14 protein-coding genes are annotated in these 17,665 nt (G+C 71.0%); 8 read left to right on the top strand and 6 right to left on the bottom strand.

Features of this window, described 5'->3' with window-relative positions; translation table 11 throughout:
• Window positions 1–6: 6 nt before the first annotated feature.
• The 5 genes from bchL to bchF are packed head-to-tail and all read right to left on the bottom strand — an operon-like array spanning window position 7 to window position 7,905.
• Window positions 7–900: a ferredoxin:protochlorophyllide reductase (ATP-dependent) iron-sulfur ATP-binding protein gene (gene bchL, locus ASG63_RS17400; RefSeq protein WP_056219099.1), complete on the bottom strand. Its 894-nt coding sequence runs from the start codon at window positions 898–900 to the stop codon at window positions 7–9.
• The gene (locus ASG63_RS17395) at window positions 897–4,607 is read right to left on the bottom strand and encodes a magnesium chelatase subunit H (RefSeq protein ID WP_056219096.1); all 3,711 of its coding nucleotides are present in this window, start codon (window positions 4,605–4,607) and stop codon (window positions 897–899) included. Before ASG63_RS17395 ends, bchL begins: the two co-directional genes overlap by 4 nt.
• Window positions 4,582–6,123, bottom strand: a complete 1,542-nt coding sequence (gene bchB / locus ASG63_RS17390; RefSeq protein ID WP_056219093.1) for a ferredoxin:protochlorophyllide reductase (ATP-dependent) subunit B — start codon at window positions 6,121–6,123, stop codon at window positions 4,582–4,584. Before bchB ends, ASG63_RS17395 begins: the two co-directional genes overlap by 26 nt.
• Window positions 6,124–6,127: 4 nt before the next feature.
• Window positions 6,128–7,405 (bottom strand): ferredoxin:protochlorophyllide reductase (ATP-dependent) subunit N, encoded by a 1,278-nt coding sequence (locus ASG63_RS17385; RefSeq protein WP_056219090.1) that lies wholly within the window; start codon window positions 7,403–7,405, stop codon window positions 6,128–6,130.
• A complete protein-coding gene (bchF, locus tag ASG63_RS17380) occupies window positions 7,402–7,905 on the bottom strand; it encodes a 2-vinyl bacteriochlorophyllide hydratase (protein WP_056219086.1) in 504 nt (167 codons plus the stop codon). The genes ASG63_RS17385 and bchF overlap by 4 nt, the downstream gene beginning before the upstream one ends.
• A 310-nt stretch (window positions 7,906–8,215) precedes the next feature.
• Between bchF and ASG63_RS17375 the strand changes: the two genes are divergently transcribed.
• The 8 genes from ASG63_RS17375 (at window position 8,216) to ASG63_RS17340 (ending at window position 16,626) form a co-directional block, all read left to right on the top strand.
• Window positions 8,216–9,100: a cobalamin B12-binding domain-containing protein gene (locus tag ASG63_RS17375; protein ID WP_056219082.1), complete on the top strand. Its 885-nt coding sequence runs from the start codon at window positions 8,216–8,218 to the stop codon at window positions 9,098–9,100.
• Between the two features lie 71 nt (window positions 9,101–9,171).
• Window positions 9,172–10,617, top strand: a complete 1,446-nt coding sequence (gene ppsR / locus ASG63_RS17370) for a transcriptional regulator PpsR (protein WP_056219079.1) — start codon at window positions 9,172–9,174, stop codon at window positions 10,615–10,617.
• 132 nt (window positions 10,618–10,749) lie between these two features.
• Window positions 10,750–11,634, top strand: coding sequence for a chlorophyll synthase ChlG (gene chlG / locus ASG63_RS17365; RefSeq protein WP_056219076.1), 885 nt, complete (start codon window positions 10,750–10,752; stop codon window positions 11,632–11,634).
• Window positions 11,631–12,992 carry a BCD family MFS transporter gene (locus tag ASG63_RS17360; RefSeq protein WP_056219073.1) on the top strand — a complete coding sequence of 454 codons (1,362 nt, stop codon included), beginning with the start codon at window positions 11,631–11,633 and terminating at the stop codon, window positions 12,990–12,992. The genes chlG and ASG63_RS17360 overlap by 4 nt, the downstream gene beginning before the upstream one ends.
• 4 nt (window positions 12,993–12,996) lie before the next feature.
• Window positions 12,997–14,193, top strand: a complete 1,197-nt coding sequence (locus ASG63_RS17355) for a geranylgeranyl diphosphate reductase (protein ID WP_056219070.1) — start codon at window positions 12,997–12,999, stop codon at window positions 14,191–14,193.
• Between the two features lie 8 nt (window positions 14,194–14,201).
• A complete protein-coding gene (locus ASG63_RS17350; RefSeq protein ID WP_056219517.1) occupies window positions 14,202–14,699 on the top strand; it encodes a TspO/MBR family protein in 498 nt (165 codons plus the stop codon).
• 3 nt (window positions 14,700–14,702) lie between these two features.
• Window positions 14,703–15,011 carry a hypothetical protein gene (locus ASG63_RS17345; RefSeq protein ID WP_056219067.1) on the top strand — a complete coding sequence of 103 codons (309 nt, stop codon included), beginning with the start codon at window positions 14,703–14,705 and terminating at the stop codon, window positions 15,009–15,011.
• Window positions 15,012–15,045: 34 nt separating this feature from the next.
• A complete protein-coding gene (locus ASG63_RS17340) occupies window positions 15,046–16,626 on the top strand; it encodes a c-type cytochrome (protein WP_056219064.1) in 1,581 nt (526 codons plus the stop codon).
• Window positions 16,627–16,738: 112 nt separating this feature from the next.
• Here ASG63_RS17340 and map read toward each other — a convergent pair whose 3' ends face one another.
• Entirely contained in the window at window positions 16,739–17,488 is a 750-nt protein-coding gene (gene map / locus ASG63_RS17335) for a type I methionyl aminopeptidase (RefSeq protein ID WP_056219061.1), read from the bottom strand.
• Window positions 17,489–17,665 lie beyond the last annotated feature (177 nt).

Here is a 17,665-nt window from a genome sequence, read left to right as displayed (position 1 = left end):
GCCCGCTCAATCGAAGCCGAGGAATTCGAACAGGTCGCGGTCCTTCATGGGGATCGCGTTCAGCGGCTTGCCGCCGGCCCAGAGATGCGCCGCGAGACGCATGTACTCGGTGGTGACGGCTTCGAGTTCCGGCGTCGGCTCCATCTCGAACAGGGTCGACTTCTTGAGGCGCGAGCGCCGGACCACGTCGAGGTCGGGGAAGTGCGCGATGCGCTCGAGGCCCACGGCGGCATTGAAGCGGTCGATCTCGTCGGTCTTGGCCGAGCGGTTGGCGATGACCCCGCCGAGGCGCACCGGATAGTTCTTCGCCTTGGCGTGGATCGCGGCCACGATCCGGTTCATGGCGAAGATCGAGTCGAAGTCGTTGGCGGTGACGATGAGGGCCTGGTCGGCGTGCTGGAGCGGCGAGGCGAAGCCGCCGCAGACCACGTCGCCGAGCACGTCGAAGATCACCACGTCGGTGTCCTCGAGGAGGTGGTGCTCCTTGAGGAGCTTCACCGTCTGGCCGACCACGTAGCCGCCGCAGCCGGTGCCCGCCGGCGGGCCGCCGGCCTCGACGCACATGACGCCGTTGTAGCCCTCGGCCACGAAGTCCTCGATGCGCAGCTCCTCGGAGTGGAACTGCACGGCCTCCAGGGCATCGATCACGGTCGGGGCCAGGCGCTTCGTCAGCGTGAAGGTCGAATCGTGCTTGGGGTCGCAGCCGATCTGCAGCACGCGTTTGCCGAGCTTGGAGAACGCCACCGACAGGTTCGACGAAGTGGTCGACTTGCCGATGCCGCCCTTGCCGTAGACCGCGAACACCTTGGCGGTGCCGATCTTGAGGTTCGGGTCGAGCTCGACCTGGACGCTGCCCTCGGGCTGGCGCGCGGTGACGGGATTGCGGATGGCGATGTTCATGCGGCGACCCCTGCGGTGATGCCTTCGACGCGGTCCTCGAGTTCCTCCTCGGCGCGGTCGAGCGCGTCGCGCGTCTCCGCGTCGGGGGTCCAGAAGCCGCGCTGGTGCGCCTCGATCAGCCGGTGAGCCACCTTGGCCGAAGCGGTCGGGTTGAGGGCCGCCATGCGCGCGCGCATGGCGGGGTCGAGGACGTAGGTCTCGGTGATGCGCTGGTAGACCCAGGGGGCGACGCCGTTGGTGGTGGCCGACCAGCCCAGGGTGTTGGTGAGGTGCGCCTCGATCTGGCGCACGCCCTCGTAGCCGTGGCCGAGCATGCCCTCGGTCCATTTCGGGTTGAGCATCCGGGTGCGGGTCTCCAGGGAGACCTGCTCCGTCAGGGTCCGGACCACGCCTTCGCCGCGGGTCTGGTCGCTGATGAAGATCGGCACCGCCGCGCCGCGGGCTTCGGCGACGGCGCGGCCCATGCCGCCGAGACCGTCGAAGTAGTGGTCCACCGAGGTGACGCCGACCTCGACCGAATCGAGGTTCTGGTAGGCGAGATCGACGGTGGCGAGCACGGCCCCCATCAGGGCGCGCTGGGCGGTGGGCACGCCGGTGCGGCCGTAGGCGAAGGATTTGCGCCGCGCGAAGGTCTCCGAGATCTCGTCGGCTTCTTCCCAACGACCGGATTCGACGAGCTGGTTGACGTTGGCGCCGTAGGTGCCCTCCGCGTTGGAGAACACCCGCAGGGCCGCGGTCTCGAGGTCGATCCCGTGCTCGGCCTGGAGCGCCAGGGCGTGCTTGCGCACGAAGTTCCGGTCGGACGGCTCGTCGGCGGTAGCGGCGAGATAGGAGGCTTCGGCCAGGAGCTTGGTCTGGAGCGGCAGCAGATCGCGGAAGATGCCCGACAGGGTCACGACCACGTCGATGCGCGGGCGACCCAGGGTTTCGAGGGGGATCAGAATGGCGCCGCAGAGGCGGCCGTAGCCGTCGAAGCGCGGGGCCGCGCCGAACAGCGCCAGGGCCTGTGCGATGGGACCGCCCTCGCTCTTCAGGTTGTCGGTGCCCCAGAGCACGAGGGCGATGCTCTCGGGCAGCACCGCGCCCTCGTCGCGGTAGCGGGTCAGGAGACGCGCGGCCTGCCGGGCGCCGTCCGCTAGAGCGAAGGCCGAGGGCAGGCGGTAGGGGTCGAAGCCGTGCAGGTTGCGGCCCGTGGGCAGGATGTCCGGGTTGCGCAGGAGGTCCCCGCCGGCGACGGGGGCGATGAAGCGGCCGTCGAGGGCGGCGAGGAGGCCCCGGATCTCGTGATCCCGTGACAACAGGAGATCGGTCTCGCGCAAGGACGCGAAGGCGGCGCGGTTCGCATCGGAGGGGCCGAGACCGCCCTGCGCCAGGGCGGCGTCGATGGCCGCGCCGGCCACCAGGGCCTGGAGGCCGGCACGGGTGGGCACGAGGCCGTGGCTGGCCTCCGCCAGGGCGAGGAGGATGTCGGTCCGCTCCTCCGGCGGCGTCGACTGCCCGACCACGTGGAGGCCGTGCGGGATCAGGGTGTGCTCCAGTTCATGGAGTGCCGTGCCGAGGCCGTGGACGTGGCCGGCGAGATCGGCGGTCCAGGCGGGCTCGGCGGCGACGAGGTCGAGGCCGGCGCCCTGGGCCTGGATCAGCTCGGCGAGATCGCGGCGCTCGCCCACCGCCTCCGGCTCCAGGCCGCGCCAGCGTTCGATCGAGGCCTTGAGGTCGATGAGGCCGCGATAAAGTCCGGCCTGGGCCAGGCTCGGGGTCAGGTAGCTCACCAGGGTCGCGGCCGAGCGGCGCTTGGCCAGCAGGCCCTCGGACGGGTTGTTGGCGGCGTAGAGATAGATGTGGGGCAGCGCGCCGATCAGCCGCTCGGGCCAGCAGGCGCCGGACAGGCCGGTCTGCTTGCCGGGCATGAATTCCAGCGCCCCGTGGGTGCCGAAATGCAGGACCGCGTCGGCGCGGAAATCCTCGCGCAGGTAGCGGTAGAAGGCCGAGAAGGCGTGGGTCGGGGCGAAGCCGCGCTCGAACAGCAGCCGCATCGGGTCGCCCTCGTAGCCGAAGCCCGGCTGGACGCCGACGAAGACGTTTCCGAACTGGGCGCCGAGCACGAAGATCTGGGCGCCGTTGCTGTTCTGGCGCCCGGGCGCCGGGCCCCACTGGGCCTCGATCTCGGCCAGATGCCGCTCGCGCCGGACATGCTCGTCGGCGGGGATGCGGTGATGGACGTTGGCGGGGGTGCCGAAGCGGGCGGCGTTGCCGGCGAGCACAGCCTCGCGCAGGGCGTCGACGCTCTCGGGCACCTCGACCGCGTAGCCCTCGGCCTTCAGGGCCGCGAGGGTGTTGTGGAGGGAGTGGTAGACCGACAGGAAGGCGGCGGTGCCGATGCTGCCGGCGTTGGGCGGGAAGCCGAACAGCACCACGGCGACCCGGCGCTCGGCCCGCGCCTTGCGGCGCAGGACCACGAGGCGCTCGACGCGGGCGGCGAGCATGTCGGCGCGCTCGGGATGCACGACCATGTCGCGGGCGCTGGCGCCGAGGGAGCGGCTGGAGCGTCCGCCGAACACCATCGGACTGGTCGCGCCGTCGAGCTCGGGGATCGCCACCATCATGGTGGCCTCCACCGGCGACAGGCCCCGGTCGGAGGCTTCCCACTGCTCCAGGGTCTGGAACTCGAGGGCGTGGGCCGCGAGGTAGGGCACGTCGAGGTCGGCGAGGAGCGCCTGGGCCCCGGCGGCGTCGTTGTAGGCCGGGCCGCCCACCAGGGAGAAGCCGGTGAGCGAGACCAGCGCGTCGATGATCGGGCGTCCGTCGCGCCGGAAGAACGCATCGATGGCCGGGCGGTTGTCGAGACCGCTGGCGAAGGCCGGCACGACGCTGAGCCCCCGCGCCTCCAGGGCGGCGATGACGCCGTCGTAATGCGCCGTGTTTCCGGCCAGCACGTAGGAGCGCATGACGAGGAGGCCGACGCGGCCCTTCAGGGCGCCGGCGGGTGCGGGCACCTTCGCCCCGTCCTCGCCGATCCGGCCGGCCATGCGCGGATGATACAGCCCGCTCTCGGGGTAGCTGAGCGGCGCCGGCGCGGCGGCGATTCGGCGCCAGCCCTCGCGCGGGCCGGCGGCGTAGCGGCCGACCAGGAAGCGCACGAGGTTGGCGATGTTCTCGTCCGAGCCCGAGAGCCAATATTGCAGGGTGAGGAAATAGGCCCGGACGTCCTGGGCGGAGCCCGGAATGAACCGCAGGATCTTGGGCAGCTTGCGGATCATCGCCATCTGGCGGGCGCCGTTGCCCTGGGCGCCGGGCTTGCCGCGCAGCTTCTTCAGGAAATCGAGGGCGCCGCGCTTGGTGCTGTCCATGTCGAAGCGGTTAAGGCGGGTGGTCTTCACCACCTCGCCCGCCGACAGGCAGCCGATCATGGCGTCGCAATGCGGGCGCCGGGCCAGCAGGGACGGCAGGATCGCCCGGACGTGCTCGTCCATGAACAGCATGGTGGAGAGGACGATGTCGGCGCGGGCGATGTCGGCCTTGCAGGCCTCCAGGGCGGTGGCGTCGGTGTCCCAGGCGGCGGCCGCGTGGAAGTCCAGGGTGAGGCCCGGCAGGTCGCGGGCGAGCCGTTGGCGGGCGCGCTCCAGCGCGCTCGCCACGTGGTTGTCCATCGTCACTAGGACGACCCGGAGCGCCGGGCGCTCAGCGTCCGAAATGCGCTTTGGCATCGTACAATGTCTCGACGGTGATGAGCGGCAGGGCACGTTCCCGTGCGAAGCGCTCGGTGTTCGCGCGGGCCTTGCCCCGCACGAAGAACGGGATCTTCTTCAGTTCCTTCTCGGCATCGGTCGCCCAGGTCAGGAGGATCGGTTCTGCGGCCACAGAAGGTGCCGGGGCGACCGGCTGCGGCGCAGCGACGCCGTGCCGGGGCAGGTGCGAGGGCGCGGCGGCACCGTGGAACTCGGCATCCTCGCGGAACATGCCGAGCAGGTGTTCCTCCAGGCCCATCATCAGCGGGTGGACCCAGGTGTCGAACAGGACGTTGGCGCCTTCGAACCCCATCTGCGGCGAGTGGCGCGCGGGGAAGTCCTGGACGTGGATCGGCGCCGAGATCACCGCGCAGGGCAACCCGAGGCGCTTGGCGATGTGCCGCTCCATCTGGGTGCCGAGCACGAGCTCCGGTCCAGCGGCCTGGATCGCGGCCTCGACGTCGAGGTAATCGTCGGTGATCGTGGCCTCGATGCCATGGAGCGTCGCCTCGGCCCGGACCTCGCGGGCCAATTCGCGGGTGTAGGTGCCCAGGCCCACCACCTTGAAGCCGAGTTCCGTGGCGGCGACGCGGGCGGCGGCCAGCGCGTGGGTGGCGTCGCCGAAGATGAAGACCCGCTTGTCGGTGAGGTAGGTCGAATCGACCGAGCGCGAATACCAGGGCAGGCGCGAGGGGGCGCCGGCGAGGACGGGGGCGGGATCGACGCCCGCGGCGGCGGCCACCGCCTCGACGAAGCGGATGGTGGCCTGGACGCCGATCGGGACGATCTCGACCATCGGCTGGCCGAAGGTCTTCTGAAGGTGCAGGCCGGCGGCACGGGCGATCTCGGGATAGAGCACGACGTTGAAATCCGCCGCCCCGAGGCGCCCGAGATCGGCGGGCGTCGCACCGAGCGGCGCCACCACGTTCACGTCGATGCCAAGGGCGGCGAGGATCTTGATGACCTCCACGAGGTCGTCGCGGTGGCGGAAGCCCAGCGCCGTGGGGCCGAGGATGTTGCAGAGAGGGCGGCGCCCGTCGCGCGCGCTCGGCGTGCCGCCGGCCAGCGCCCGGACGAGGCGGTAGAGGGTCTCCGAGGCGCCCCAGTTCTCCTTCTTCTGGTACGCCGGAAGCTCTAGGGGGATGACCGGGATCGGCAGGTCGAGGGCGCGAGCGAGGCCGCCCGGGTCGTCCTGGATCAGCTCGGCGGTGCAGGAGGCCCCAACGATCATCGCCTGCGGCTGAAAGCGCGCGTAAGCCTCTCCCACGGCGTTCTGGAAGATCGCGGCGGTGTCAGCGCCGAGATCGCGGGCCTGGAAGGTCGTGTAGGTCACCGGCGGGCGGGCGTCGCGCCGCTCGATCATGGTGAAGAGCAGGTCGGCATAGGTGTCGCCCTGCGGCGCGTGCAGCACGTAGTGCAGGCCCTGCATGGCGGTGGCGATCCGCATGGCGCCGATATGCGGCGGCCCCTCGTAGGTCCAGAGCGTGAGCTGCATCGCCTCAGACCTCCAGCCGGGCGCGGCGCTTCAGCGGGCGCGCAAACAGTTCGGCGAGGTCTCCGGCCTGGTCGTAGCCCTGGATCGGGGTGAACAGCAGCTCGATCGACCACTTGGTCGCCAGCCCTTCCGCCTCCAGCGGGTTGGCGAGGCCGAGGCCGCAGACCGTGAGGTCGGGCTTTTCCGACCGGCAGCGATCCATCTGCGCGTCGAGGCTCTGACCCTCCACCACCTTCGTGCCGGCCGGCAGCAGCGCCAGGTCCGGCGCATGGTGCTGGCGATGGAGGTAGGGCGTGCCGACCTCGATCAGCTCCGCCCCCATCTCGCGCGACAGGAAACGGGCGAGCGGCAGTTCGAGCTGCGAATCGGGAAAGAAGAACACCCGCTTTCCGGCGAGGCGCTCCCGGTAGAGGTCGAGGGCGACGGCGGCGCGGGCCCGACCCGGGGCGGTGACGCGGGCGAATCGCTCGGCCGGGACGTCGAAGGTCTCCGCGGCGGCAGCGAGCCAGCCTGTCGTGCCCTCCGCCCCGAGGGGGAACGGCGCCGAGATCCGCTTCGCACCCCGGGCCTCGAGGGCGCGGGCGGTCTCGGCCAGGAAGGGCTGGGCGAGGAGGAAGCGGGTGTTGGGCCCGACCGCCGGCAGCGCCCCGGCGCGGCGCGCCGGCAGGAAGGCCACGTCGGCGAGGCCGAGATCCGCGAAGAGGCGGGCGAACTGGTCCTCGACCACGTCGGCCAGGGCGCCGACCACCAGGAGCGCGGGCGCCCCGGTCTCCGCGGCGCGGGGCATCTCGGGGACGAGGGCGGCGAGGCAGGCATCCTCCCCTTGCGTGAAGGTGGTCTCGATGCCGCTGCCCGAGTAGCTCAGCACCCGCACGTCGGGGTGGAAGCTGCGGGACAGGCGCTGGGCCGCCCGCGACAGGTCGAGCTTGATCACCTCCGAGGGGCACGAGCCCACGAGGAACAGCAGGCGGATGTCGGGGCGGCGCTCGATCAGGCGGGCGACCACCCGGTCGAGCTCCTCGTTGGCGTCGACGAGGCCGGCGAGGTCGCGCTCGTCGAGGATCGCGGTGGCGAAGCGCGGCTCGGCGAAGATCATCACCCCGGCCGCGGACTGGATGAGGTGGGCGCAGGTGCGCGAGCCGACCACGAGGAAGAAGGCGTCCTGGATCTTGCGGTGCAGCCAGACGATGCCGGTCAATCCGCAGAACACCGCGCGCTGGCCGCGCTCCTGGCGGATGTCGCAGCCCGTCTCCAGGGCGGGAAGCGGCGCATGGGCGTTCATCGCGCGGCCTCCGCGACCAGGCGGGACGGCCGCGTGTGGAGCCGGGCGGCGCGCAGCTTCAGCACGAATTGCGCAGCGTTGACGGCGTAGGAGGCGTAGGCGGCCAGGGCGAGGCCCATCAGGCCGGCGGTGTCGAGGGCGCCGGCGGCCAGCGCCACGAGGTAGGCGGTGTGCAGGGCCAGCACGAGCATGCTGACCATGTCCTCCCAGTAGAAGGCCGGGGCGAAGAGGTAGCGGCCGAAGACGGCCTTCTCCCAGATCGAGCCCGTGACCATGATCGCGTAGAGCACCAGGGTCTTCACCACCACGGACGCGTTGGCGGCGGTCGCGCCTTCACCTGTCCACAGGGTGCGCAGGACGAGGCCCAGACTCACGGCGAACACGAGGAATTGAAGGGGGGCCAGAACCCCCTGGACCAGGGTCCAGCGGGTGGCGTCGCGACGGGCGCGCTGATCGGCGTCGTAGAGAGGTCGTCTGGGCCTGTCCCCACTCCGGATCATGCTGTCCGCCCCCCTGTGGAGACCCCTTGCGACCAGGTCGCCGGGCCTCGTTGAAGGGGAGGTTAGGAAGGCGGTCCCGATGTGTCAAGCCAGCTTTACGTCAAAAGAGAATGACAGATTGAATGCAAAATAGTTACAGGGTGCGTATTGATAAAGTCAGTTTCGGGCGTATCGTGCGGCTTCATTGCAGAGGCCGGCCAAGCTGGCCCTCCCCGGCGCCGGGGTACTGAGGCGCGTGCTCAGACGTCCCGGAATTCGACGCGCAAGATCGAACCGACAGTAAAGCCGTCAGCCACATTGGGAGGGACCAATGGATGATGTGAGTCAGTTCGGTGATCGCTTGCGCTACGAACCATCCAGCCGGGATGTCGCGGACCTGTGCGAATCCCGCATCAGCGCCCAGCTCGCAGTCTTCGGACAAGCGATCCGGCTGCAACGGGATCTGGCGCGCGTCGTCGAATCCGAGATCATTCCCCGCCTGATGCTGGCGCACCGGATCGAGCCGGCCCCGGAGCCGACGGACGTGCTGCCGAGCGAGGAGCAGATCGCGGCCTTCACGGCCCTCATGCTCGACCCGGCGGGCGACGACGTGGAGGGCAGGCTCGCGGAACTCCTGGCGACCGGCCTTGGGACCGACAGCCTCCTCCTCGACCTCCTCGCACCGACGGCCCGCCACCTCGGCACCCTGTGGGAGGAGGACCTCTGCGACTTCGTCGAGGTGACCCGCGCCATGGGGCGGCTGCAGCGAATCATGCGCGAGATCACGAGCCGCTTTCGCAGCGAGCCCGTGGCCCCCGCCGTGAACCGGAAGATCCTGCTGCTGCCCTGTCCGGGAGATTCCCACAGGTTTGGCCTCACCTTGGTGGAGCAGTTCTTTCGGGAAGCCGGCTGGTCGGTGACCTCGACGATCACGCAGCCGGAGACGGACAGCCTCCGCTGCATCCAGGAGGAGTGGTTCGACGTCGTGGGACTGTCCCTCGCCTCCGAGACCCTGCTTCCGACGATGACCGAGACCGTGGCGGCCTTGCGCCGGAATTCTCGGAACGAAGCGCTGCGGGTCCTCGTTGGGGGCCCGGCCTTCGCCGCCAATCCGGACAGCTTCCGGCGCGTCGGGGCCGACGCGAGCGCCGGCGACGCCCGCACGGCCCTGTCCGTTGCCGAATGCTTGCTTGATCTGCCGGTCAGACCCTGCTGAAAGACAGTTTCGATCGACACAGCCTCCCTCCCTGATCCGACCTGCCCGACCACATCCCGACGTGGTGATCCGTGACCAGCCTGGCGCTTCCTGCCGCGAGCCATGCGCTCGCGGCGCTTCAAAAGTCACTCGGCCCTCTCGACGCGCAGGCGGCGGGATTGCTGGTGGCTGCCGCGACGGACCTGTCCCTGGTCATCGACGGTGACGGCGTCGTCCGGGAAGCGACGTTCGGCAGCGCCGATCTCGCGGACGAGGGCTGCGAAACCTGGCTGGGTCGGCCGTGGGTCGACACGGTCACGGTGGAGAGTCGCCCGAAGATCGCCGCGCTCCTCAAGGATGCCGCGCCCGGCGCCGTCACGCGCTGGCGCCAAGTGAACCACGTCTCGCCCACCGGCACCGACCTGCCCGTGCGCTACGCCGCCATGCGGTTGGCCAAGGACGGCCAGATCCTCGTCCTCGGGCGGAACCTGCGTGCCATGGCCTCGCTGCAGCGGACCCTGGCCGAGACGCAGCAGGCGCTGGAGCGCGACTACCTGCGCATGCGCGGCGCCGAGACCCGGTACCGCCTGCTGTTCCAGCTCGGCTCCGAGCCCGTCCTCGTGGTCGATGCAGCGACCCGCCGGGTGACCGAGGTGAATCCCGCCGCCTCCCGGCTGATCGGGCGGGCCGAGAGGCGCATCGTCGGCCAGGATGCGGTCGACCTGTTCGACGGCTCCTGTGTCCGCGACCTCGAATCGCTCTTCGCCGGCCTGCGGATGACCGGGCAGGCGGCCGACCTGGAGGCGAGGCTCGGGCATGGGCGCGGCGTCGTGCGCGTCGCCGCCTCGCTGTTCCGCCAGGAGAACGCCACAAGCATCCTGCTGCGGCTGGCCTCCCCCGAACCCCTGGAGACGAGCGCGGCCCGTACGGGCGCCGGGGCCCTCGACGTCCTGCGCAATCTGCCCGAAGGCTTCGTGGTCACCGACCCCGCCCGCCGGGTGCTCACCGCGAATCCCGCCTTCCTGGACCTGGTGCAGCTCGCCACGGAGGAGCAGGTTCGCGGTCAGCCCCTCGACAGCTGGATCGGGCGGGAGGAATCCGAGGCCGCCGCCCTGTTCGCGACGCTGTCGCAGCATGGCTCCGTCCGCCACTTCCCCACGCAGGTCCGCGGGGCTTACGGCAGCGTCGAGGATGTCGAGATCGCCGCCGTCTCGGTCCCCGGCGGCAGCCAGCCCTGCATCGGCTTCACCCTCCGTGCGACGCCCCGGCGCGCCGCGGCCGTGGCCGGCGGGCGCGAGCTGCCCCGCTCCGTCGAGCAGATGACGGAGCTCGTCGGGCGCGTCTCGATGAAGAACCTCGTGCGCGAATCCACCGATCTGATCGAGCGCCTGTGCATCGAGGCCGCTCTGCGCATCACCCGCGACAACCGGGCCTCGGCCGCCGAGATGCTGGGCCTGAGCCGCCAGGGCCTCTACGCCAAGATGCACCGTTACGGCATCGGCGATCTCGAAGGCCGCGACGCCCCCGACGAAGCCTGACCTGCGGCGGAGAACCGGTCGTCACGAACGTCTGACCGGGCGACCGGATGCGGCGTCGCCGGGGCCCGGCCTCACGACAATATTGTAAATCAAACTTGACACTCAGGTATGTAAAACTCTAGCGTCGTCGGTATGGCAACGCCTGCACCCAGCGCCCTCATCGAGCTTCTGAAGCCGATCACATGGTTCGCGCCGATGTGGGCATTCACCTGCGGTGTGGTCTCCTCCGGCGCCTCGCCCACCGGGCAATGGCCGGTGATCGCCGCGGGGGTGATCCTGGCCGGCCCCCTCGTCTGCGCCACTTCGCAGGCGGTGAACGACTGGTACGATCGCCACGTCGACGCCATCAACGAGCCGCAGCGGCCGATCCCCTCGGGTCGGATGCCCGGGCGCTGGGGTCTCTACGTCGCCGCGGGCTGGACCGTCCTGTCCCTCGTCGTGGCCGCCGCCCTCGGTCCCTGGATTCTCGGCGCCGCCCTGTTCGGCCTCGTGCTGGCCTGGATCTACAGCGCCCCGCCCCTGCGCCTGAAGCGCAACGGCTGGTGGGGCAATTCGGCGGTGGCGATCTGCTACGAAGGGTTGCCCTGGTTCACCGGAGCGGCGGTGATGGCCGCGTCGGTGCCGGACCACCGGGTCCTGCTGGTCGCCCTGCTCTACTCGGTCGGTGCCCACGGCATCATGACCCTCAACGACTTCAAGTCGGTGGAGGGCGACGGCCGGACCGGCATCCGCTCCCTGCCCGTTCAGCTCGGAACGCTCGGGGCTGCCCGTCTCGCCTGCCTCGTCATGGCCGTCCCCCAGGTAGCCGTCATCCTCGGTCTGTTCGCCTGGGACCGGCCCTGGCACGGAACGGTCATCGGCCTCCTGCTGCTCGGTCAGTTCATCCTGATGCGCCGCCTCCTGGCCGCACCCCGCGAGCGGGCCGCCTGGTACAACGGCACCGGCACCACCCTCTACGTGCTCGGCATGCTGGTGGCGGCCTTCGCCCTCCGGCCCCTGGTCCAGGGAGGTCCATGATGCCGAACCCGACCTTCGGCTGGATCGCCATCGTCCGGCTCGGCCTCGTGCAGACGGCCCTCGGCGCCGTCGTGGTCCTGATGACCTCGACCATCAACCGCGTGATGGTGGTGGAACTCGCCCTGCCGGCCATCGTGCCGGGCGGCCTCATCGCCCTGCACTACGCCGTCCAGGTCCTGCGCCCGCGCTGGGGCTACGGCTCGGATCGCACCGGCCGGCGCACGCCCTGGATCGTGGGCGGCATGGCGGCCCTGGCCCTCGGCGGGTTCGGCGCGGCCGTCGCCACCGCCCTCGCCGAGACGCACGAGGCCGCGGGCCTCGCCCTGGCGGTGGTGTCCTTCCTCACGGTCGGGATGGGCGCGGGGGCCGCCGGGACCTCGCTCCTCGTGCTCCTCGCCACCGGCGTCGACGCCCGCCGGCGCGGAGCCGCCGCCACCGTCGTCTGGGTCATGATGATCGCGGGCTTCGCCATCACGGCGCCGCTGGCCGGGCACTTCCTCGATCCCTTCTCGGGCGACCGCTTGATCGCCGTGTCCGGCACGGTCTCGCTCCTCGCCTTCGCGATGGCGGTCCTGGCGCTGCGCGGCGTCGAGCCGGCAAAAGGGTCGTCCGGCGGCACCGAGGCGGCGGAGAAGCGTCCGTTCCGCGAGGTGCTGGCGCGGGTCTGGGCCGAGCCGGAATCCCGGCGCTTCACGATCTTCATCTTCATGGCGATGCTGGCCTACAGCGCGCAGGAACTCATCCTCGAACCCTTCGCCGGCCTCGTCTTCGCGATGACGCCCGGGGTGACCACCAAGCTCGCGGGCCTGCAGCACGGCGGCGTGCTCGCCGGCATGCTGACCGTGGCGGGCCTCACCATGGGCCTCGGCGGTCCGGTGCTCGGGTCCCTGAAGGTCTGGACCACGCTGGGCTGCCTCGGCTCGGCCCTCGCCCTCCTGGCCATCGCGGCGGGTGGCCTGGCGGGCGCCGACTTCCCCTTGCGGGTGCCGGTCTTCGCCCTCGGCCTGTTCAACGGCATCTTCGCCGTGGCGGCCATCGGCTCGATGATGGCGCTGGCCGGGGCCGGCGGCGAGGCCGAGCGCGGCACGCGGATGGGCGTCTGGGGCGCGGCCCAGGGCGTGGCCTTCGGAGCCGGCGGATTCCTCGGCACCGTCGCGGTGGACCTGGCCCGCCTCGTCACGCCGCGCGTGGTCAACGCCTATGCCAGCGTGTTCGCCGCCGAGGCGCTGCTCTTCGTTCTCGCCGCCGCCCTCGCCCTGCGCATCGCCCATGCTCCCATGACCCAAGCCCCAGCAACCCAGGTGCCGCGGGGCCGGCGTCTTCAATCGTCGTTCGAGACATCGCTATCCACGAGGTGAGATCATGGCGGCCGATCGGGACACCGACCTCGAAACCTATGATGTGGTGGTTGTGGGCGGTGGCCCGGCGGGGGCCACCGCGGCCACCGACCTCGCGCGCAGCGGGCGGCGCGTGCTGCTCCTCGACAAGCCCGGACGGATCAAGCCCTGTGGCGGCGCCATCCCGCCGCGCCTGATCCGCGATTTCGCCATCCCCGACCATCTCCTTGTCGCGCGAATCCGCTCGGCCCGGATGGTCTCGCCCCGGGACAAGCGCGTGGACATGCCGATCGGCGACGGCTTCGTCGGCATGGTCGACCGGGCCGACTTCGATCCCTGGCTGCGGGAGCGGGCCGCCGCCGCGGGCGCGGTGCTCCGGCCCGCCACCTTCCGGCACATCGAGCGCGACGCGGAGGGGGTCGCCGTGCACTACCTCCAGGACGGCTTTCCCCGCGCCGCCCGGGCGCGCCTCGTCATCGGGGCCGACGGGGCGAGTTCGGCGGTGGGCCGCGCCGAGATCCCCGGCCACGCCGCCATGCGGCAGGTCTTCGCCTATCACGAGATCGTCCGCCTGCCCGAGGGGGATGCGCACGACGTCGAGGCCACGCGCTGCGACGTCTATTACCAGGGCAAGCTCTCGCCGGACTTCTACGCCTGGGTGTTCCCGCACGGCGACACGGTGAGCATCGGCACCGGGAGTGCCCGCAAGGGCTTCTCCCTGCGGGGCGCCATCCGGGCCCTGCGCGCCTCCACCGGCCTCGAGGCGGGCGAGACCGTCCGCCGCGAGGGCGCCCCCCTGCCCCTGAAGCCCCTGCGCCGCTGGGACAACGGCCGCGACGTCCTCCTCACCGGGGACGCGGCCGGCATCGTCGCGCCGGCCTCCGGCGAGGGCATCTACTACGCCATGCTCGGCGGGCGCCTCGCCGCCGAGGCAGGCCAAGCCTTCCTCGCCACGGGGCAGGCCCGGGCCCTCGCGGGCGCGCGCCGCAACTTCATGCGGCTGCACGGACGCGTCTTCCTGATTCTGCGGATCATGCAGGCGGTCTGGTATCGCAACGACGGCCTGCGCGAGCGCTTCGTGTCGATCTGCCGGGATCGCGACGTGCAGCAGCTGACCTGGGATTCCTACATGAACAAGGAGTTGGTCCGGGCCAAGCCCGCGGCCCATGCGCGAATCTTCTTCAAGGATCTCGCGCACCTGTTCCGCTGGGTCTCGCCGTGAATCCCGCCATGGCTCTCGACGGGGCGAGCGGCTGGGCGCCGGCCGGAATCGCCGCCGTCACGGCGATCCTGGTGGCGCTGGCGGGTGGCCTCCTGACCACGACCGGGCCCTGGTACCAGGCCCTCAGGCGCCCCGCGTGGAAGCCGCCGGACTGGGCCTTCGGCCCGGTCTGGACCACGATCTTCACGCTGACGGCGATCTCGGCGGTGCTCGCCTGGAACGCCGATGCGAGCCCGGCGGCCCGGGCGGCCCTGGTGGCCGCCTACGCCGTCAACGCCGTGCTGAACATCGCCTGGAGCGGCCTGTTCTTCCGCCTGCGCCGGCCGGACTGGGCCTTCGTCGAGGTGCTGTTCCTTTGGCTGTCGATCGCGGTGCTGATCATCGTCACAGGGCGCGTGCACGGGATGGCTGCCCTTCTCCTGCTGCCCTACCTCCTCTGGGTCGGGATCGCCGCCTGCCTGAACCGGGCGATCGTCCGCCTCAACGGTCCGTTTCGGAGCGCGTGAGCGATGGAGGCCTTTCTCGCCAGCGGTCACCTCGTGGACGCCATCCTGCTCCTCGTGGCCATCGAGGCATTGGGGCTGATCCTGTGGAGCCGTCGGGCGCAGGGCGTCTGGCCGCTCGCGCTCCTGTGCAATCTGACCGCCGGCGCGGCCCTGATGCTGGCGCTGCGCGGCGCCCTGACCGGTGCCGGCTGGCCCGTGATCGCCGGATGCCTCGCCGGGGCCGGGCTGGCGCACCTCACCGAGATGGCGCTGCGCCTCGGCCTCCTCGCCCCGCCCGTCCGCCTTCGCGATCCCCACGACACGCCCATCTGACCACCCCCCGACCCCACAGTTCCGGAGAGACGCCATGGACTACCGCCGCACCGCTCTCCGTCTGGGGACCGGCCTCGTCGTGGGATTGGCCGCCCCGGGCGTCTCGATCCATGGCGCCTCGGCCCAGGATGCCGAGCTGATCAAGCGCGGCGAGTACCTGGCGACCGCCGGAGACTGCGTCGCCTGCCACACGGCACCGGACGGGAAGCCCTTCGCCGGCAACTACGTGCTCAACACGCCGATCGGGAAGATCCGCACGCCGAACCTGACCCCGGACCCGGAGACCGGCCTCGGCCGGTGGAACGCGGACGACTTCTACCGCGCCTTCCACGAGGGCATCACCAAGGACGGCTCCTACCTCTACCCGGCCTTTCCCTTCGCCTGGTACACGAAGGTCACCCGCGCCGATTCCGATGCGATCTTCGCCTATCTGAAGTCGCTGCCGGCGGTGCACGAGCCGCGCAAGCCCTCCGAGATTCCCTTCCCCTTCAACATCCGCACGGCGCTCATCACCTGGCGCACCGCCTTCTTCACGGCCGGCGAATTCCAGCCGGACCCGCAGGCGAGCGCCGAGGTCAACCGCGGCGGCTACCTCGTCGAGGGGCTCGGGCATTGCGGCATGTGTCACAACGCCAACAAGATCGTCGGCAACAGCGGCTTGGCCGGCAAGCTCGGCGGCGGCGTCATCGATGGCTGGTACGCCCCCAACATCACCCCCGATGACCATACCGGCATCGGTGGCTGGAGCGACGACCAGGTCGTGACCTACCTGAAGACCGGCGCCGCCCCGGGGAACCAGCCAGGCGTCGCGGCGGGCCCGATGCGCCAGACCATCCAGGAATCCCTGTCGAAGATGACCGATGCGGACCTGAAGGCGATGGTGGCCTACCTGCGCACGCAGAAGGCCAAGGAGAGCTACAAGGTCAAGGACATCCAGGCCTTCAACCAAGCCGACGCCCCCGGTGCGGCGACCTATCTCAGCTACTGCTCCTCCTGCCACAAGCCGAACGGGAAGGGCGTCGAGGGGGCGATCCCGGCGCTCGCCGGCAACACCTCGGTGCAGGCGCAAGGCCCCGAGACGGTGATCCGCGTCATCCTCGGCGGCCTCTCGGCCCAGAACGGCTACGCGCCGATGCCCGCCATCGGCGCGGGCATGACCGACCAGGAGGTGGCCGACGTCACCGACTACGTCCGCAATGCCTGGGGCAATGCCGCCCCGGTGATCAGCGAGCGCGGCGTCGTCGCCACGGCGCGCAAGGCGACCGAGACGATGCTGGCCGGCACCGCGCCCTGCGCGGAGATCGCCCAGCCGGAGATCGCCAAGGCGGTGGCCGAGTCGGGGGCCGCCCAGAGCCTCGCGGGCCTCGACCCCGAGAACTTCATCCCAATCCTCAACGCGCTCTTGCCGAAGATCAAGGCCGCCGTCCCGGACGCCAAGGGCGACGATATCGTCAACGGGCTGACGACGGCCTTCTGCAAGGCCGGACGGAACGACACGCGCTACGACAAGGCCGGATGGCACGCGGTGATCGGCAGCTTCGCCAGCGTGACCTATGCCCAGCTCAAGAATCCCGAGCTGAAGGCCTCGACCATGGGTTCGACGCCCACGCCCTGACGGGATCGCCTTGAACGGGGCCGGTCGCGAAGACGGTGGATCCTGCGCCGCGGATCCTGCCGCGACGGGTCGCCCGGCACGGGCTCCGCTCCTGCGCCGCGGGTGCGCCTCCCTAGCTCGCCATGGTGACGACGAGCGGGCCGTTGCGGGTGGCGACGACCGTGTGCTCGTACTGGACCGTGGGCGCCTGCGGCCGGCTGTAGAGGGTCCAGGGATCGTCCCCGTCCTCGGCGAATTCGGCCCCGAGGGAGAGGAATGGTTCGACGGTGAAGACCAGGCCCTCCGTCGCGACCCGGCGCTCGGAGGCGTCGGGCCAGGTGGCGATCTCGGTGGGCTCCTCGTGGAGGGAGTGGCCGACCCCGTGGCTCGCCAGGTTGCGCACCAGCGTGTAGCCGTTCCGGCGCGCGAAGGCGCCGACCGCCTGGCCGATGGCGGCGATCGGCTTGCCGGTGCCGACCTGGCGCAGGCCGGTCCACATCGCCCGGCGGCCATCCTTGCACAGCCGCTCCACCGCGCGGGTCACGGGCGGCACGGCGAACGAGGCGCCGGTATCGGCGAAGTAGCCGTCCTTCGCCGCGGAGACGTCGATGTTGACGAGGTCCCCCGGAGCGATCCGGCGGTCCCCCGGGATGCCGTGGGCGACCTCTTCGTTGACGCTGATGCAGGTGGCCCCGGGAAAGCCGTAGGCCAATTCCGGCGCCGGCTGGGCGCCGGCCGCCTCCAGGAGCCGGCGTCCAATCCGGTCCAGCTCCGCCGTCGTCATCCCGGGCTCGATGGCCTTCCCCATCGCGTCCAGCGTCTGGGCAACGATGCGCCCGATCCGCTTCAGCGCCGCCAAGTCGTCGTCGCTCGATACCGTCATGTCGCTGTCCCTCGGGGCCGCCCGAATGGCCGGCCGCGCGCATCGCCGCTCGTCGCGGCATTCCCATAGCGGATCGTCGGCCCCGGGACGACCGGGGGTTCGGCATGGCGGCCATCAGCCTTCATCGGGCGATGCCCCGGCTTGCGGATCGCGCCGGATCGCGTCACCAGCACCGCG

This window comes from Methylobacterium sp. Leaf94 (genome assembly GCF_001426045.1).
In the GTDB taxonomy this organism is placed as follows: Bacteria; Pseudomonadota; Alphaproteobacteria; order Rhizobiales; family Beijerinckiaceae; genus Methylobacterium.
This window is presented reverse-complemented; position numbering and strand designations above follow the sequence as displayed.

What these genes read in the sequence shown, in the direction of transcription:
- bchL (WP_056219099.1), bottom strand. Translation starts at nt 900, where the DNA reads ATGAACATCGCCATCCGCAATCCCGTCACCGCGCGCCAGCCCGAGGGC.
- ASG63_RS17395 (WP_056219096.1), bottom strand. Translation starts at nt 4,607, where the DNA reads ATGCCAAAGCGCATTTCGGACGCTGAGCGCCCGGCGCTCCGGGTCGTC.
- bchB (WP_056219093.1), bottom strand. Translation starts at nt 6,123, where the DNA reads ATGCAGCTCACGCTCTGGACCTACGAGGGGCCGCCGCATATCGGCGCC.
- ASG63_RS17385 (WP_056219090.1), bottom strand. Translation starts at nt 7,405, where the DNA reads ATGAACGCCCATGCGCCGCTTCCCGCCCTGGAGACGGGCTGCGACATC.
- bchF (WP_056219086.1), bottom strand. Translation starts at nt 7,905, where the DNA reads ATGATCCGGAGTGGGGACAGGCCCAGACGACCTCTCTACGACGCCGAT.
- ASG63_RS17375 (WP_056219082.1), top strand. Translation starts at nt 8,216, where the DNA reads ATGGATGATGTGAGTCAGTTCGGTGATCGCTTGCGCTACGAACCATCC.
- chlG (WP_056219076.1), top strand. Translation starts at nt 10,750, where the DNA reads ATGGCAACGCCTGCACCCAGCGCCCTCATCGAGCTTCTGAAGCCGATC.
- ASG63_RS17360 (WP_056219073.1), top strand. Translation starts at nt 11,631, where the DNA reads ATGATGCCGAACCCGACCTTCGGCTGGATCGCCATCGTCCGGCTCGGC.
- ASG63_RS17355 (WP_056219070.1), top strand. Translation starts at nt 12,997, where the DNA reads ATGGCGGCCGATCGGGACACCGACCTCGAAACCTATGATGTGGTGGTT.
- ASG63_RS17350 (WP_056219517.1), top strand. Translation starts at nt 14,202, where the DNA reads ATGGCTCTCGACGGGGCGAGCGGCTGGGCGCCGGCCGGAATCGCCGCC.
- ASG63_RS17345 (WP_056219067.1), top strand. Translation starts at nt 14,703, where the DNA reads ATGGAGGCCTTTCTCGCCAGCGGTCACCTCGTGGACGCCATCCTGCTC.
- ASG63_RS17340 (WP_056219064.1), top strand. Translation starts at nt 15,046, where the DNA reads ATGGACTACCGCCGCACCGCTCTCCGTCTGGGGACCGGCCTCGTCGTG.
- map (WP_056219061.1), bottom strand. Translation starts at nt 17,488, where the DNA reads ATGACGGTATCGAGCGACGACGACTTGGCGGCGCTGAAGCGGATCGGG.